We start from the raw sequence: 19,120 nt of genomic DNA on the forward strand, positions 1-19,120 counted from the left end.
CTCCACAAACCTTGCAAATTCTGCTCTATAATGTGTGTCATTATCCAATTTTAAAATTTGCTTCACATGCTAGAAATCGCTATGATTTCTCTTACAAATACGATTATGCATTTTAATTCAGAGATAATGAAGATAAGCCTTGAAGTAAACAAAAAAGGATATCAAAGCTTCACTTGAGAGAGACAGGCACACAAAACATGGAGAAGAAAATAAACCATAAAAATAATTTAATTCCACAGCCCGCTCCCTCATCTGCTTCTCATCAACAACGTCTCACACCTATGATGGAGCAATATATAGAAATCAAGGCAGTCAATAATGATTCCCTGCTTTTTTATCGTATGGGTGATTTCTATGAACTCTTTTTTAATGATGCGGTTGAAGCTTCTCAAGCTTTAGGAATTACACTCACAACACGTGGAAAACATTTGGGTGAAGATATTCCTATGTGTGGTGTTCCTGTTCATGCTGCTGATGATTATTTGCAAAAACTCATTGCTCGCGGATACCGCGTTGCTGTTTGTGAACAAACAGAAGATCCTGCAGAAGCAAAAAAACGTGGATCAAAATCGGTTGTTCGCCGTGATGTCGTCCGCCTTGTAACACCTGGAACCATAACCGAAGAAAAGCTCCTTGATCCAACGCGTGCGAATTATCTGATGACACTTGCCCGCATCAAAACTCATGAGGGAGAAGATTTTGCGCTTTCTTGGATTGATATCTCAACAGGCATCTTCCGTGTAACCGAAAGCCGTCATGAAAAACTTTTGGCAGACATTATGCGCGTAGACCCACAAGAAATCATTGTGGCTGATTCTTTTTTTCATGATAAATCCCACAAGGCACTTTTTCATGTGCTGGATCGCATCATTTCTCCTCAACCTGCTAGTCTCTTTGATGCAGTTACCGCTGAACGCGATATTTGCAGTTATTTTAAACTCTCAACCCTTGAAGGTGTTGCCGATTATTCGCGTCCAGAACTTTCTGCAATTGCTGCTGCTATTCGTTATATCGAAAAAACACAAATCACACATCGTCCTCCTCTCATGCGTCCTGAGCGCCAAAATGAAAGTGCTACCCTTTTCATTGATGCTGCAACCAGACTCAGTCTTGAATTGGTTCGAACCACATCAGGACAACGAGATGGAAGCTTATTAAAAGCCATTGATCGCACTGTCACGGGAGGAGGATCACGTCTTCTTGTTGATCGCCTTATTGCTCCTCTTACCACGCCTTCGGCTATTGAACATCGTCTCAATTCGGTTGCCTTTTTTTTACGAAACACCTCCCTTGCAGAAGCCATAAAGCTTATTTTAAAAGGGGGACCAGATATGCCGCGCGCAGTTTCACGTTTGGCACTTGGACGAGGTGGTCCTCGTGATATGGCAGCAATCCAGCGCGGCTTTGAAATTATTCGTGAGATTCACCAGCTTCTTAACAATGAATTGCTTCCTCAAGAAATAAGTGACGTACAACAGGTTTTCTCACATCTCCCTACTGCTTTACATTGTCATTTAGAAAAAGCATTAGCGGATGATCTTCCATTGCTTAAACGTGATGGCGGTTTCATTCGCCCGCAATATCATAAAGAGCTCGATGAAATGCGTGCTTTACGCGATGAATCTCGCCGTGTTATTTTGGAACTTCAAGCGCAATATGCCCAAGAAACAGATATTAAGACTCTTAAAATCAAGCATAATAATATTCTAGGCTACTTCATTGAAGTAACCAATATACAAGCATCTGCACTTACCAATAGCCCGCAAGCCAAAGCACGTTTTATTCATCGCCAAACAATGGCAAGTGCTATGCGCTTTACCACAACAGAACTTGCCGACCTTGAAAGCCGTATTGCCCATGCCGCTAACCACGCTATGACACTTGAGCTAGAAATTTTTGATACTCTTGTGCATGAAATTACTGAACAGGTTGATTTCATTCATAACGCTGCTGAAGCACTTGCTATTTTGGATGTATCGGTTGCATTGGCGCATCTGGCTGAAGAACAAGGATATTGTCGTCCTAAAATTGATCATTCTCTTACCTTTCATATCACCGCGGGGCGCCATCCTGTCGTAGAGCAAGCGCTTCGTAAACAAGCAGCAGAGCCTTTTGTTGCCAATAACTGTGATCTATCCGTACAAGATAATCATCAATATGCGGCAATCTGGCTGTTGACAGGCCCCAATATGGGAGGAAAATCTACTTTTTTACGGCAAAATGCTCTCATTGCTATTATGGCGCAAATGGGTTCCTTCGTTCCAGCGGCTTCAGCACATGTCGGCGTTGTTGATCGCTTATTTAGTCGTGTTGGTGCTTCTGATGATCTTGCACGAGGACGCTCAACTTTTATGATGGAAATGGTTGAAACAGCAACGATTCTTAATCATGCTAGTCACAAGTCCCTTGTGATTCTTGATGAAATTGGACGGGGAACATCAACCTTTGATGGCCTTTCCATTGCTTGGGCTGCCGTTGAATATCTTCATGAAGTTAATCACTGTCGTGCTATTCTTGCCACGCATTTTCATGAAATGACAGCCCTGACCGAAAAGCTTGAACGCCTTCATAATGTTACAATGAAAGTTAAAAATTGGGATGGTGAGGTGGTTTTTCTTCATGAAGTAACACCAGGCGCCGCAGATCGGTCCTATGGCGTACAAGTTGCAAAGCTTGCCGGTCTTCCACCAGCCGTTATTACCCGTGCTACAAATGTGCTACATCAATTAGAACAGGGTGAAATGGCTGGAAAAGGACATAAACTCATTGATGATTTGCCACTCTTTTCCCTTAAAGCAGCATCTCCTGCAAATGAAAAAATACAAAAACATTGTGCGCTTCATGAAGCTTTAAAAAATATCCATCCTGATGAACTTTCTCCTAAGCAAGCTTTAGAAGCACTTTATCACCTTAAACAATTGGAAAAAAATAATCCTTTATAATAAATCAAATAATGTTTTTATGCATATTAGATTTTACGCTTATATTGTCATCGCTTTCATGCAAAATCTGTTAAGAAACCTTACATGGATACAAATACAGTGAGTGCATAAAATTTTTCTAAACCCAATTGTTTCTTTTCCTATAAAAAAATTCGTGGCACCCAAAAATCATAGCACTTGTTTTTATTTCTCTGGCAAAATCTTATGTATTCTGGTTTAAAATATTTTTCCAGAGCATATCAATTTATCAGCTTGGAATAGTATGAAAAACACTTACCAAATCTTTCATAACTCTGTTCATTTTCCATAAACCGGATTTTTTACATAATCATATGCTACGGACTGCCCCCTTTGAAGCAGAAGTTGTCATTGCTGCATAGGCTTTGAGAGCTTTCGAGACTTTACGCTCACGCTTCTCATCTGGTTGCCAAGCTGTTTTTCCTTTTGCTTCCATTTTGGCGCGACGCTGCATCAACTCAATATCATCAACCAACATATGAATGGTGCGATTAGGAATATCAATTTCTATGATATCGCCCTCTTCTACCAAAGCAATCGCTCCCCCTTCAGCAGCCTCTGGAGAAATATGTCCGATCGAGAGCCCAGAACTCCCTCCTGAAAAACGACCATCCGTTATAAGCGCACAGACTTTCCCTAATCCTTTGGATTTAAGATAACTGGTTGGATAGAGCATTTCTTGCATCCCAGGCCCACCGCGTGGACCTTCATAACGAATTAAAACAATATCACCTGATTTAATTTTATCATTTAAAATTGCTGAAACCGCAGAATCTTGGCTTTCAAAAATTCTTGCTGTGCCTTTAAAAGTTAAAATGGATGGGTCAACACCTGCTGTTTTTACAATACAGCCATCTTTTGCAAGATTCCCATAAAGAACAGCCAATCCTCCATCTTGCGAATAAGCATGTTTCCTCTCACGAATCACTCCGTTTTCACGATCAAGATCAAGAGTTTCATAGCGACAAAATTGACTAAAGGCTGTTTGTGTTGGAATACCACCAGGCGCTGCGCGATAAAATTCATGAACCGCTGGTTCATGTGTCTGTTTCACATCCCAATGACAAAGCGCTTCTTTCATCGTTTTTGCATGGACCGTATAAACAGAAGTATCAATGAGTCCGGCCGCATCCAATTCGCCCAAAAGCCCCATAACGCCCCCAGCACGATGAACATCTTCCATATGCACATTTGCAATAGAAGGTGCAACCTTACATAAAACAGGAACACGACGCGAAAGGCGATCAATATCCGTCATGGTAAAATCCACCTCACCTTCTTGCGCCGCTGCTAAAAGATGTAGAACAGTATTGGTTGATCCCCCCATAGCAATATCCACAGTCATGGCATTTTCAAAAGCCTTGCGTGAAGCAATCGAGCGCGGCAAAATTGTCGCATCTTTTTGTTCATAATAACGCTTGACCAATGCAACAATTTGTCGTCCAGCCTCTTCAAAAAGCATCTGACGATCTCTATGCGTTGCTAATACTGACCCATTGCCCGGAAGAGAAAGTCCTAACGCTTCGGTCAAACAATTCATAGAATTAGCCGTAAACATTCCTGAACAAGAACCACATGTAGGACAAGCAGAACGCTCCATTTCAGCAACTTCTTCTTCTGAATTATATTCCGAAGCTGCAGCAACCATGGCATCGACAAGATCAACAGTAAGATCCTGACCTTTCCATTTAATTTTACCTGCTTCCATAGGACCGCCTGAAACAAAGATTGTTGGAATATTCAAGCGTAAGGACGCCATTAACATACCAGGCGTAATTTTGTCACAATTGGAAATGCAAACAATTGCATCAGCACAATGTGCATTGACCATATATTCAACAGAATCAGCAATGATTTCACGCGAAGGTAAAGAATAAAGCATTCCATCATGCCCCATAGCAATTCCATCATCTACAGCAATGGTATTAAACTCTTTCGCAACACCGCCAGCAATTGCTATCTGTTGTGCGACCAATTGTCCAAGATCTTTTAAGTGAACATGCCCTGGCACAAATTGGGTAAAAGAATTCGCAATGGCAATAATAGGTTTACCAAAATCAGTCTCTTTCATCCCTGTTGCACGCCAAAGACCACGCGCCCCTGCCATATTGCGTCCATGCGTCGATATTCTTGAACGGTAAGAAGGCATTATTTTTTCCCCTCAAATAATTCCAATTTCTCTGTTGTGCTGCAATATACTCTTAAAAACAAGAGTTCTCCTGTGATAAATAAAAAAAGCCTCTTATTGAAACATTTAAATCACAAATTTGAGAACCAATGCATAAGCCTTCTTCGATAGCTATTGTTTATCATTCAAATACAAGTTTCTTCAAAAAACGATCACGAAGGCTTTTAAAAACCTATAACAGCTATCTTTTAGCTGCATAAAAATCTTTAAATTTAAACAACAAAGGTGAGAACAAATGTTCCCTTTTTTATAAAGAGATTTGCTCAATCACCCAATATTAACAATCTACTCTTGCACTTTTATGACAAGAAAATCCCAATGAATATTAATGCATAGCCAATAAGTGTAACCAGACTGATTATGGAATTGTTGAAAATATGAAGAAACATTCCTACAGATTAAGAGGGCATTTCTTAACACAGTATATAAGTTTTTTAAGATCACTATTCTCTTAAAAAATATTGATCTTTGTGGTGGAGCTAAGCGGGATCGAACCGCTGACCTCTTGCATGCCATGCAAGCGCTCTCCCAGCTGAGCTATAGCCCCACAATAAAAACAGCTATATCTTTAAGGAAGGTAGTAACAACCTTAATAAAAGCCTTCTAGAATGATCAAAATCGAAGATCAAGAAGAATCTTGCATCCCCATTAAAAGAATAGCCTTACAACTCTCCTGAATTTTTAAGAATCATCATCGTTAGAAACACCACCTCCGAGAATATCGGCAACATCATCATCCTCATCATCCTCATCGTGAGACAAAAAGGTGTCATCATCATCACCAAGATCAACATCACCATCCTCTAAATCAGGAAGATCATCATCTTTAGAATCGTCACCATCTTCTTCAAGAAGCATAAAAGCAGATTTCTCAAGCGCTGTATCAAGCTCTTCAGTATCAACATCCTCTTCATTATTTGCTTCAGCTGCCGCAACCTCAAAATAAGAACGCGGATAAGAAATCCCTGTGTAAGGCGATACGATAGGGTCGCGGTTAAGATCGTAAAATTTCTTTCCCGTTTCTGGATCAACACGCTTAGTTCCAAGATCCTGTTTTGCCATGAATCATGCCTCTTTTGGTTAACTATAATTTTGTTAAAAAATAAATTTTATGGTGCTTAATCAAAAAATAAGGTCTTTGTCAAAGATAAATACATCATTTCACATTGATTTCCTCATGACGCCCTTAAAAGCATATGCTAAAGAAAACTTAATTGAGCAAAATACAGGTAAAATTAGATAGAACTTCTATGCAAAAAGCAATCTCCATAACCGCTTACAAATCCAGCAGTCTTTCTGGCAAAATTAAAATACCAGGGGATAAATCGATTTCCCATCGCTCTCTAATATTGGGAGGGCTCGCAAGTGGTGAAACACATATTCACGGACTTCTTGAAAGCGATGATGTACTCAATACAGCTGCAGCTATGCAAGCTATGGGTGCTTGTATTCTGCAGAAAAATGGTCTTTGGAGTATTCGGGGAACAGGAAATGGCTGCCTTTTAGCGGCACAAAAACCTCTCAATTTTGGCAATGCTGGAACAGGGGCTCGCTTGGTTATGGGAATGGTTGGGCCTTATCATATGAAAACAACTTTTATCGGTGATGCCTCTTTATCCAAGCGCCCGATGGGGCGTATTCTTGACCCACTGCGCCTCATGGGTGTTGAAATTGAAGCAACCCATGGTGATCGTCTCCCTGTGACGCTTTATGGGCCGAAAATGGCTAATCCGATTTGCTACCGTATTCCCATGGCTTCTGCCCAAGTTAAATCTGCAATCCTGCTTGCTGGACTTAATACCGCTGGCACCACAACGGTTGTTGAACCAGTTCCTACACGAGACCATACAGAAAAAATGTTAAAAGCATTTGGTGCTAAAATTGAGACAGAAATAGATGCAGAAGGTACACGTTTTATTCATCTGAATGGTCAACAACACCTTACCGGACAAACGATATATGTTCCAGGAGACCCTTCTTCTGCGGCTTTTCCATTAATCGCCGCTCTTCTTGTAGAAGATTCTGATATTACTATTGAAAATGTTCTTATAAACCCTTCTCGAATGGGTCTTATCGAAACATTATGGGAAATGGGAGCTCAAATTGAATTTTTAAATCAACGTCAAACAGGAGGCGAAAATGTCGCCGATCTGCGAGTCAAATCATCAGTATTAAAAGGCGTCAGTGTGCCTAAAGAACGTGCCCCATCCATGATTGATGAATACCCCGCTTTGGCGGTAGCAGCAGCCTTTGCTGAAGGGAAAACAATTATGCTAGGAATTGAAGAATTACGCGTTAAAGAATCAGATCGACTGTTTGCTGTTGCTCAAGGACTCAAAATCAATCATGTTGATTGTGAAGAAGGAAGAAATTATCTCATTGTTCATGGAAAAGGCTCCGCTAAAGGTTTGGGTGGTGGACAGGTTACCACACATCTTGATCATCGAATTGCTATGTGCTTTCTTGTTTTTGGACTCGCCTCAGAAAAACCTGTTACCATTGATGATAAACGAATGATCGCTACCAGTTTTCCAGAATTTATCCCTTTCATAAAACAACTTGGAGGGAAAATCGCTTGAAACCCTTTGTGATTGCAATTGATGGACCAGCAGCTTCAGGAAAAGGAACATTAGCACGCAAAATTGCTACACATTATCATCTTCATTATCTCGATACTGGTCTTACTTATCGCGGCGTTGCCTATGCGCTTTTACAACAAAAATTGGCTCTTGATGATGAAAAAAGTGCTATCACTTACGCTAAAGAACTTGATTTTAATACTCTAAATCCAGCTCTTCTCTCTTCTCATGAGCTTGGTGAAGCTGCCTCTAAAATAGCACTCAACCCTGCTGTCCGTGAAATTCTTGTTACTAAACAACGTGGTTTTGCTAAAATTTTACCCGGCAGTGTACTTGATGGACGTGATATTGGCACTGTGGTTTGTCCTGATGCTGATATTAAGCTTTATCTTCTAGCCAATGTTGAAATACGTGCAAAACGCCGCTATCAGGAGATCTTAAAAAAAGGAATGAAGGCAGATTATCATGAAATCTTGGCGCAACTTGAACAGCGTGATAACCGCGATATAACCCGCAAACAAAGCCCGCTCAGACCAGCAAAAAACGCCCACTTGCTTGATACGTCAGAATTGGGTATAGAAGCAACATTTGCAATTGCATGCACTTTTATTGATCCAATCATAAAAGCGCATATAATTGGATGAAACCGTTAAGGTGATTTCCGGCCGTGCGCTAATTTTTCTTCCTGTATTAAGGGAAAAGGCAGGAAGTTACATCGTGTCAACACTAACCTAGCGCTTATACCTTGTAAATTTAAGGTATGTATCAGGAGTTCTTATGTCACAATACAATCCTACAACAGCGGATTTCGAAGCCCTTCTCATGGAATCTTTTCAAACCAATGATCTTAGTGAAGGATCCGTTGTTAAAGGCCGTATCATTGCAATCGAAAAAGACATGGCCATTATTGATGCTGGACTTAAAGTCGAAGGACGTATTCCACTCAAAGAGTTTGGAGCTAAAGGAAAAGATGGCTCCTTGCAAATTGGCGATGAAGTTGAAGTTTACATTGAACGCATTGAAAATGCGATGGGAGAAGCTGTCTTATCGCGTGAAAAAGCACGGCGTGAAGAAAGCTGGATTCGTTTAGAAGAAAAATTCAATGCTGGTGTGCGTGTCGATGGTGTGATCTTTAGTCAAGTCAAAGGTGGCTTTACAGTCGATCTTGATGGTGCTGTTGCATTTTTGCCTCGTAGCCAAGTTGATATTCGCCCCATTCGTGATGTTTCACCTCTCATGCATAATGCACAATCCTTTGAAATTTTAAAAATGGATCGTCGTCGTGGCAATATTGTTGTCTCACGTCGTACTGTTTTAGAGGAAAGTCGTGCCGAGCAACGCTCAGAAATCGTACAAAATCTCGAAGAAAACCAAATCGTTGAAGGTGTGGTTAAAAATATTACTGATTATGGTGCTTTTGTTGATCTTGGTGGAATCGATGGTCTCTTACACGTTACGGATATGGCTTGGCGACGTGTTAACCATCCATCTGAAGTACTTACTATTGGGCAAACGATTAAAGTCCAAATTATTCGCATCAATCAAGATACACACCGTATTTCTCTTGGCATGAAACAACTTGAAAGTGATCCTTGGGAAAGCATTAGTGCAAGATATCCCGTGGGTAAAAAAATCACTGGGGCTGTTACAAACATTACAGATTACGGTGGTTTTGTTGAAATAGAGCCAGGAATCGAAGGACTGATCCATGTTTCCGAAATGAGTTGGACAAAGAAAAATGTTCATCCTGGGAAAATTTTATCTACATCACAAGAAGTAGAAGTGGTGGTGCTTGAAATTGATCCTTCTAAACGACGTATTTCTCTTGGCTTAAAGCAAACATTTGAAAACCCATGGGAAGCTTTTGCAAATAAATTTCCTGTCAATTCGCAAATCGAAGGAGAAGTTAAAAATAAAACCGAGTTTGGTCTCTTCATTGGTCTTGAAGGCGATGTTGATGGTATGGTTCATCTCTCTGATCTTGACTGGAATCGTCCTGGTGAACAAGTCATTGATACTTACAATAAAGGGGATGTCGTTAAAGCTGTGGTTCTGGATGTTGATGTTGAAAAAGAGCGTATCTCTCTTGGAATTAAACAACTGTCCAGCGATAAAGTTGGAGAGGCAGCAGCTTCCGGTGAACTTCGCAAAGGCGCTGTTGTAACATGTGAAGTGACAGCCGTGAATGAAAATGACATCGGTGTAAAATTGATTGATCACAATCTTGAAACGACCATTCGCCGTGCTGATTTGGCTCGTGATCGTGATGAACAACGTCCTGAACGCTTTTCAATTGGTCAGAGAGTGGATGCCCGCATCACTACATTTGATAAGAAAACACGTAAAATCTCAGTGTCTATCAAAGCTTTAGAAATTGCAGAGGAAAAAGAAGCTGTTGCACAATATGGTTCTACAGATTCAGGAGCTTCGCTTGGTGATATTCTTGGTGCTGCTTTGAAAAAACAAGAACAAGATTAATGTGCAATTTTTAAAATAATTGTTCAAATTAAGGTCGCTCATCTTTTTAGCGACCTTTTTTATTTTTCAAGAAAATTATATGCTTGTTTTTCCAATTGCTTCCTCAAAAATTGCAAATATTCTCAAAGAAAAACAAAAAGTTTGTTTTTTGCCTATAAACGGCCCATTATTAAAATAAAACATTTACGAACTATTAAACATAAAGAAACTACGTATTAAATAGCAATGGGACATTATGGTGTGCACAATATCTCTCATGGAATGTTTTTTTCTCAACAAACTAAAATGCATCATTTTACTAAGATCCATTTTCCTCTTCGCTCAACTTATAAAACGCAGGATGAACTTTATAAATTAGGCCAAGATATCGCCTCTAAAAAAGAAATTTTACTGCCTGAATATAAAGGAGAAAATTATTTTTACAGAAGATTGAATGAAAACACAAAACTCATTCTCCGTGTCTTTCATACCAGTGATATTGCCGCTCGCAACGATGAAACCATTGCACCATCCGCTCAATGGCTTATTGATAATCATTATACAATTGATAAAACCATACAACAGCTACGCCGTAACTTATCCAAATCCTTCATCAAGCAACTTCCCCCTTATCAACAAGGAGCAGATATACCACGTATCTTTGTTTTGGCTTGGCTTTATATCGCCCATACAGATAGTGAATTTTCACAAAAAACACTCACAGCTATGATCAACGGATTTCAAGAAATTTGTGCCCTAAAAATTGGCGAATTATGGGCACTTCCTTCTGTTATACAAATGCTGCTCATTGAAAATGTCTATCGTCTTTCACTACGCATCGAACAAACACTTTATATGCGTCATCTTGCAAATAAAGTTGCTCATCAAATTTTTCTTGCAGACAATGAAATAAAATTACACTCTCTTTTTACACGTTATAAATCTTTCACTGTTAATCCAAGTTTTTCAGCACATTTATTTTACCGTCTACGCAGTGCACCTGTTGATTCAACAACAGCATTAACTTGGCTTGAAAAACAATTACAAAACAAAGACAGTAACCCAGAAACTGCTACAGCAGATGAACATACATACCAAGCCGCAGATGGTGTGACCATGGGCAATATTGTCCGCTCCCTTAAAGCTATTGATAACGTTGATTGGACAACATGGTTTGAAACTGTCAGCTCTGTAGATTCTATCTTGCGTGAAAAGAGTGATTTTTCCGAAATTGATTCTCACTCACGTAATATCTATCGGCAAGTCATTGAAAAAATTGCACGCTTTTCGACTCTTAGTGAATTGGAGGTTGCACACAAAGCTATAGAAATGACATATTCCACTTCTGAAAAGATACAGCATCATCCCTCTATTGGATGGTATCTTGTCGGTGATGGACGTTATGCTTTTGAAAAAGCCTGTGGTTACACCCCATCTTTACTTGTAAAGTGGGCACGATTTTTTTCCTGCTCAAAGATAGGAATCATTGCCATTCCTGTTTCTTTTTTAACGCTGACTCTTTTACTTGCAACCTACACTCTCTTACAGATATCTGGCATAACACCATGGATGGCTGTGCTTTTTACTGCATTAGCGCTTTTTCCTGCTATGGATGCTGCTTTTGCTTTCTTCAACTCTATTGTTTCATGGACTATTCCATCAAAACAGCTCATCGGTTATGAATATAAAGAAGGTATTCCGGAATACGCACGCACAATGGTTGTTGTGCCTACTTTAATTACCTCACACGATGATATTGATGAACAAGTACACAATCTTGAAGTGCATTATCTTTGCAACCCAAAAGGTGCCATCCATTTTGCACTTATCACAGACTGGGTTGATGCTCTCTTCGAGCAAACACAAGATGATCTTGATCTTTTGAATTATGCGCAAAAGAGCATTGATAAACTCAATTGCCGTTATCATCGCAATGATATCCCTCTCTTTTTTCTTTTACATCGTCGACGCCTTTATAATCCCAGCGAAAAATGCTGGATGGGATGGGAACGCAAACGTGGCAAACTTCATGAACTCAATTTATTATTAAGAGGTGATAAAAACACAAGCTTTTACCCAACCAATCCACATCTTCCTATGGATTGCCGTTTTGTTATGACACTGGATGCTGATACACGCCTTACCCCTGAAAGCGTTACAAAACTCGTTGGAAAACTTAACCATCCACTTAACCACCCCATTTTTGACCAGCAAAACGGAAGTGTTGTAAAGGGCTATAGCATTTTACAACCCCGTATTACACCTTCTCTTACAACAGGAAAAGAAACATCACTTTTACAACAGATTTTTTCTACTAATCGTGGCATTGATCCTTATGTCTTTGCTGTTTCTGATACCTATCAAGATCTTTTGGGAGAAGGGACTTTTATTGGCAAAGGACTTTATCATATTGATGCCTTTCAACAAGCACTTGATGGAAAAATTAAAGAAAATACTGTTCTTAGTCATGACCTTTTGGAAGGAGGATATGCCCGTGCTGCGTTGGTAAGTGATATAGAAGTTATTGAAGATTATCCCACAACCTACAATGTTGATGCTATGCGACAACACCGCTGGATTCGCGGTGATTGGCAACTTTTGCCTTATCTTTTTTCCCACCGAAAAATAAACTCCATTACACGGTGGAAAATGCAAGATAATTTGCGTCGTTCTCTTACACCATTAATGTGGTTGATTGCAGCAATCACAGGGTGGTTTCTTTTACCTTTAAAGAGTGCAATCATCTGGCAAATATTCTTGATTTTTAGCCCCTTCATCTCACTTATTTTAGACGTCTTAAAAACGCTTATTCCATCACATATTGATTATTCTTTGCGCGCATATCTTCAATTAATTTTTAAAAAAATCACCCTTACTGCTGCAAATATATTTCTTAAAATTACATTCCTTGCTCATTCCGCTTATTTTATGACGAATGCAATTATACGAACTCTCTATCGCATGACAATTTCAAAACAACATCTTCTTGAATGGAAAACCTCAGCTGCGATGAAATCAACCCCTAATAGTTTGAGTTTTTATATTCTTATAATGTGGCCAGCATCACTTTTGGGGGTTCTGGCCACAACATTGTTTCTCTTTTCGAATACTTCCGGCAGCTTTATCGCTTTACCCTTTGGGTTCATATGGTTTTTTTCACCCTTGATTGCGTGGTTTGTCAGTCAAACTTCAACATTTCAAGATACCCTTGATATATCTTCTGAAGATAAAAAAGCACTGCGATCTATTGCACGGCGGACATGGCTTTATTATGCAACCTTTGTTAATGCGCAAAGCAATTATTTACCCCCCGATAATTTCCAAGAAGATCCTGAACCTCTTGTTGCTCATCGCACGTCTCCTACAAATATTGGAGTTTATCTTCTTTCCATTATAGCTGCACGTGATTTTGGCTGGATTAGTTTTGAAGAAACCATAAAACGTATTGAATATACATTAAACTCTCTTACAAAAATGGAAAAATTCCGTGGGCACCTCTACAATTGGTATGCAACAGATACCCTTAAACCTCTTTTGCCCACTTATGTATCAACCGTTGATTCAGGTAATCTCGCTGGCCATTTGATAGCACTCTCTTCAGCCTTAAGGGAATGGGCTAAAAAACCTCATGTTTTTTTTCAAAGTGATCTGGCAGGCTTATCTGATGTTCATACTGTTCTTGAAGAAACTATCAAAGAAATTCCGAATAATGAGCATAATTTACATCCATTACGCCAAAAAATCGAAGAACATATCACCAATTTTCATCGCTCTCTCAGTGCTTTTGTAGCAAAACAAGATACTCTTCTTTCTCACATTACTAGTCTTGCGCTTACTGCCCGTGATATTGTGCACTTAACAGATGAACTTAATGAAAAAGTTCAAACAACAGAATCCGCACGTGCTCTTTCTTGGGCAAAATGCCTTGTAGAAACTTGTGAAGCTCATCATTATGACGCTACTGGTGACTATGACAACGAAAAACTATGTGAACAATTAAATATCTTAGCTATAACGGCACGGCAAATAGCTTTTGATATGAAATTTGACTTTTTAGAACAGCCTGAACGACATCTCTTATCTATCGGATATCGTGTTCAAGAAAACAAACTCGATGAAAATTGTTATGATCTGCTTGCTTCAGAAGCACGTCTTGCAAGCTTTTTTGCTATAGCAAAAGGAGATATAAAACTTAAATATTGGTTTCATCTTGGTCGACTCCTCGTCCCTATTGGTTGGAACGGTGCACTTTTATCATGGTCTGGTTCTATATTCGAATATCTTATGCCATCTCTTGTTATGCATGAACCTTTGAAGTCTCTCCTAGATCAAACACATCGACTGATTATTCGTCATCAAATAAAATACGCCCACAAACGCGGATTACCATGGGGTATTTCGGAAGCTGCATTTAATGCTCGTGACCACTTAATGAACTACCAATATGCTAATTTTGGTGTTCCAAGCCTAGGACTCCAACGTGGTCTCTCACGTAATGCTGTTATTGCTCCCTATGCCAGCCTGCTAGCGGCACAATATGTACCTCACAAAGCCGTAAATAATTTAAAACGGTTGCGTGATTTTGGAACTTTAGGAACATATGGTTATTACGATTCTATTGACTTTACCGCCTCACGCGTAAAGACAGGAGAAAAATACGCTGTTGTACGAAATTATTACGCACACCATCACGGCATGTCCATTCTCGCTGTTGACAATGTTATTTTTCAAGGACGAATGCGTGATCGCTTTCACCGTGATCCAATCATTGAAGCCGTACAATTGTTATTACAGGAAAGAGCGCCACACCACATTCCTATCATTCATACCAAAGTTGTTTATCACATGCGTGATAATTCTCAAGAATTTAACGACGCCCCTTTGCGCATTATCAAAAACCCACTGCTTAAACCACGTGCAACTTTGCTCTTATCCAATGGTTCCTATTCTACAATGTTGACAGCGAATGGTTCTGGCTACAGCCGTTGGCATGATTATGCAATTACGCGCTTTATTCCTGATGCAACAGAAGATCAACAAGGTACTTTATTCTTTATACGTGATACGCATAGTGGTCGGTGGTGGTCGGTTACAGGTGAACCAACACGTGTTGTTGAAGAAGAAGCAGTCTGCACTTTTACAGATGAAAAAGCTGAATATACAAAAGTGGTTGATGGTATTAAATCAACACTTGAATGTCTTATTACATCTGCAGGGTGTGGCGAAGGTAGACGTATTCAACTTATGAATACAACACATAAAGACCGTCTCATTGAAGTAACCTCTTATGGTGAACTTACACTTGCAACTATAGACTCAGATTGTGCTCATCCTGTCTTTTCACGTATGTTTATAGAGACAGAAATTGCTGAAGAAGGAAAAATAATTTTTGCTAAAAGGCGTAAACGCTCTCCTCATGACCCTGAGATTCATATTGCCCATTTTGTCACTGATCCAACGAATACTCTCAGAGAAACAGAAGCTGAAACAAATCGTTCGTTATTTATTGGTCGAGGGCGTTCTATTCACCAACCTGCTGCATTTGATAAAAATACTCGTTTTCGTAACAGTCAAGGGTGTGTTCTTGATCCGATTGTCTCACTGCGATGCCGTGTAAAAATTCCAGCACATGAAAAAGTTGAGCTCATTTTTTGGACTTTTGCTGCGCATACAAAAGAAACCCTACTCAATCATATTAAACATTATCGACAACCCAATATATTCCAGCAAGAATTTTCAATGGCATGGACACGCTCGCAAGTATCGCTGTATCAGAGCGGTATTGACCTTAAAAAAGCTATTATCTATCAAAAATATGCAACACCACTTATCTATCCTGATCAAACATGGCGTCTTCCTCCAAAAAACTTAGCAAAAAAACTTGGTCAACAATCTGATCTTTGGCCCATGTCCATTTCAGGAGACATTCCACTGTGTCTTCTCAGATTAAATAACGAGGGAGATATTGCTGTTGTGCATGAGTTGTTGAAAGCTCATGAATATTGGCGTATGCGTGGGCTCATTGTTGATCTGGTTATTCTCAATGAACAAGCGTCTTCCTATATACAGAATACGCAACATGCTGTTGAATGGGTATGTGAATCTTATCGCTACCACACTCATAACACAGAGGAACGTCAACATATTTTTACGCTTCGGCGTGATCAAATGAATGAACAGAGTTTTAATACACTTCTTGCATCAGCTTGTATTGTTTTGCACGCCCAAAGTGGTTCTTTATCTGAACAGCTGAAACGAATTAATGGGAGTGATTTCGATTTAGCAACTCGTAAGAGTCATCAAGAGTTTCATTATAAATTAAACTTCCAAAAAAATAGCGAAGAAAGATATGGAACAAAACAAACCGAACAAAGCCTCTTTTCTTCCATTGGTCTTATCAGTCAACAAAAATCTTTTCCTATCCTCGTTGACGGAAAAGACCTGCAATATTGGAATGGTTATGGTGGATTTAATCATCATAACTATTATGTGATCCGTCTTCGAGGACATACCACCACACCCCATCCGTGGATTAACGTCATTGCTAACAAAAGCTTTGGCTTTCATGTGTCTGCTGAAGGGGCACTCTTTACTTGGGCTCACAATAGCCGCGATTATCAATTGACCCCTTGGAGCAATGATCCTGTTTCCAATCGCCCAGGAGAAGCTCTTTATCTTGTAGATCGCCTGTCTTTAAAACGTTTCTCACCCGTTTCTGCTGTAGAATGTGACGAAAATATTGTCTACGAGGCTTGTCATGGTTTTGGATTCTCAACTTTTAAATCGACACATTCAGAAATCGCATTAGAACTGACTCATACACTCGACCTAGAGAAACCTGTTCGCTTTTCACGTCTTATCCTCAGGAATGAAGGGGAAAAACCACGCAGTTTACGCCTTTATAATTATGTTGAATGGGTTTTGGGAAATGTCCGTACAAAATATGCTCCCTTTATTGTTCCCTCTTATGAGGCTAAATGGGGGACACATTTTATTCAAAATCCCTATCATATTGAAAAATCTCAACAAGTCACATTTTTATCAGCATCCGAAATGCCAACCAGCACCACAACCAATCGCAGCGAATTTATCGGTGCAACAGGAACCGTAACACATCCAAATGCGATCCATAAAGCCAGTGCACTTTCCAATACCATTGAAGCAGGATGTGATCCTTGTTCAGCATTTGCTTATGATATTGACCTTCTTCCAGGACAAACAAAAGAAATCATCTTCTATCTTGGCTGCGCTGAAAATAGAAAAGAAGCTGAAAAATTACTCAATCAAGTACGTGCAAGTGATTTTGAAACTTTGCTTACACAACAAAAACAATATTGGAGTGATTTTGTTTCTCCACTCCAAGTAAAAACACCCGATCCCTCTTTTGATATTATGGTCAATTATTGGCTTCCTTACCAAATCTATGCTTGCCGTATGATGGCACGTGCTGCCTTTTATCAAGCCAGTGGTGCATTTGGCTTCCGTGACCAATTACAAGATAGCCTCTCTTTATTATTATTAAAACCACAACTAGCACGTGAACAATTGTTAAATGCCGTGGCACATCAATTCCCTGAAGGTGATGTACAGCATTGGTGGCTACCTGACACCAATGCTGGTGTTCGCACACGCATTTCTGATGATATTGTTTGGCTTGCATATGCAACAGCTCTTTATGTTAATAGCACTGGAGATGATGCTTTTCTTGATACTCTCATCCCCTTTATTGAAGGAGATGTTCTCAATAGTGGGCAACAGGATTCTTATTTTCAATCCACCCAATCCTCAAAGGTTGCAACACTTTATGAACACTGTGCTTTAGCTTTAAATCTTGCCATAAAGCGCTGTGGACAACATGGTCTTCCCCTTATTTTAGGGGGTGATTGGAATGATGGCATGAATTTGGTAGGTACGAAAGGGAAAGGTGAAAGCACTTGGTTAGGATGGTTTCTTGGTACCACACTACAAGCATTTATCCCCCTTGCAAAAAAACGTGATGACAGCACTCGCGTACAAGAATGGAGTGTGCATTTTGAGCGTTTGAAAAAATCTCTAGAAAAAAATGCTTGGGATGGTGCTTGGTATCGACGTGGTTATTTTGATGATGGAACCCCTCTTGGCTCTCAAATCAATGATGAATGCCAAATTGATACCATTGCTCAATCTTGGGCTGTCATTTCTCAAATGGCACCGCTCGAGCGCCAAAAACAGGCTATGACCTCAATGCTTGAACGTCTCTATGATGAAAAGGGAAAACTTCTACGTCTTTTCTGGCCCCCTTTTGATAAAACAACTCTCGAACCCGGTTATATAAAAGGTTATCCCCCAGGTATTCGAGAAAATGGTGGTCAATATACCCATGGCGCTATTTGGAGCATTTTAGCGCTTGCACAAATGGACGAAAGCGATAAAGCCTATCATTTATTTTCCACGATTAACCCTATTAATCATGGACAAAATCCTGAAACTTATCGTGTTGAACCTTATGTGATGGCCGCAGATATCTACGCCGTTGAACCACACCGTGGGCAAGGGGGGTGGACATGGTATACAGGTTCAGCAGGCTGGTTCTACCACGCTGCAACACAAGCAATTCTTGGAATACAGCGTCAAGGAGATATGTTGTTTTTAAAGCCACATTTACCCTCTATTTGGCCCGAATATGAAGCAAAAATGAAATTTTATGAGGCTGTTTATATTCTTAAAGTGAAATGGGGATCTAAAAATACACTCAGTGTTAATGGGAGAAAATATGCTCATGTTCAAACAGGAATAAAGTTGGAAAAAACTGGAAAACATGAAGTCATACGCACACTTAAATCCTCAGAACAGCAAAACTAAAGGTTTTTTTACTCTTGCTCAAAATCTTAGAATTTTTATATTATCTCTCATTTTTATATGGAACTTTCTGGAGTACGAAAATTTTAAATTCTATG

General features: G+C 39.7%; 7 protein-coding genes and 1 tRNA gene. 5 read left to right on the forward strand and 3 right to left on the reverse strand.

Going from position 1 to position 19,120, the window contains the following annotated elements; all coding sequences use genetic code 11:
* The first annotated feature begins 197 nt into the window (after nucleotides 1-197).
* Nucleotides 198-2,942: a DNA mismatch repair protein MutS gene (gene mutS, locus BN202_RS03585; protein ID WP_019219164.1), complete on the forward strand. Its 2,745-nt coding sequence runs from the start codon at nucleotides 198-200 to the stop codon at nucleotides 2,940-2,942.
* 328 nt (nucleotides 2,943-3,270) lie between these two features.
* Here the strand turns inward: mutS and ilvD are convergent, their stop codons facing one another.
* The 3 genes from ilvD to BN202_RS03600 form a co-directional block, all read right to left on the reverse strand.
* The gene (gene ilvD, locus BN202_RS03590; RefSeq protein ID WP_019219165.1) at nucleotides 3,271-5,109 is read right to left on the reverse strand and encodes a dihydroxy-acid dehydratase; all 1,839 of its coding nucleotides are present in this window, start codon (nucleotides 5,107-5,109) and stop codon (nucleotides 3,271-3,273) included.
* A gap of 510 nt (nucleotides 5,110-5,619) precedes the next feature.
* Nucleotides 5,620-5,695: transfer RNA gene (locus BN202_RS03595), tRNA-Ala, on the reverse strand.
* Between the two features lie 134 nt (nucleotides 5,696-5,829).
* The gene (locus BN202_RS03600) at nucleotides 5,830-6,210 is read right to left on the reverse strand and encodes a TIGR02300 family protein (RefSeq protein WP_019219166.1); all 381 of its coding nucleotides are present in this window, start codon (nucleotides 6,208-6,210) and stop codon (nucleotides 5,830-5,832) included.
* 188 nt (nucleotides 6,211-6,398) lie between these two features.
* On the opposite strand from BN202_RS03600, the gene aroA reads away from it, so the two are divergent.
* From aroA to BN202_RS03620, 4 genes are all read left to right on the forward strand, one after another.
* Nucleotides 6,399-7,727, forward strand: coding sequence for a 3-phosphoshikimate 1-carboxyvinyltransferase (aroA, locus tag BN202_RS03605; protein ID WP_019219167.1), 1,329 nt, complete (start codon nucleotides 6,399-6,401; stop codon nucleotides 7,725-7,727).
* Nucleotides 7,724-8,371, forward strand: a complete 648-nt coding sequence (gene cmk / locus BN202_RS03610) for a (d)CMP kinase (RefSeq protein WP_019219168.1) — start codon at nucleotides 7,724-7,726, stop codon at nucleotides 8,369-8,371. Before aroA ends, cmk begins: the two co-directional genes overlap by 4 nt.
* Nucleotides 8,372-8,504: 133 nt before the next feature.
* Entirely contained in the window at nucleotides 8,505-10,205 is a 1,701-nt protein-coding gene (rpsA, locus tag BN202_RS03615) for a 30S ribosomal protein S1 (RefSeq protein ID WP_019219169.1), read from the forward strand.
* Nucleotides 10,206-10,466: 261 nt separating this feature from the next.
* Nucleotides 10,467-19,025 carry a GH36-type glycosyl hydrolase domain-containing protein gene (locus BN202_RS03620; protein WP_425277562.1) on the forward strand — a complete coding sequence of 2,853 codons (8,559 nt, stop codon included), beginning with the start codon at nucleotides 10,467-10,469 and terminating at the stop codon, nucleotides 19,023-19,025.
* The last annotated feature ends 95 nt before the right edge of the window (nucleotides 19,026-19,120 follow it).

This window comes from Bartonella florencae, from assembly GCF_000312525.1.
GTDB lineage: Bacteria > Pseudomonadota > Alphaproteobacteria > Rhizobiales > Rhizobiaceae > Bartonella > Bartonella florencae.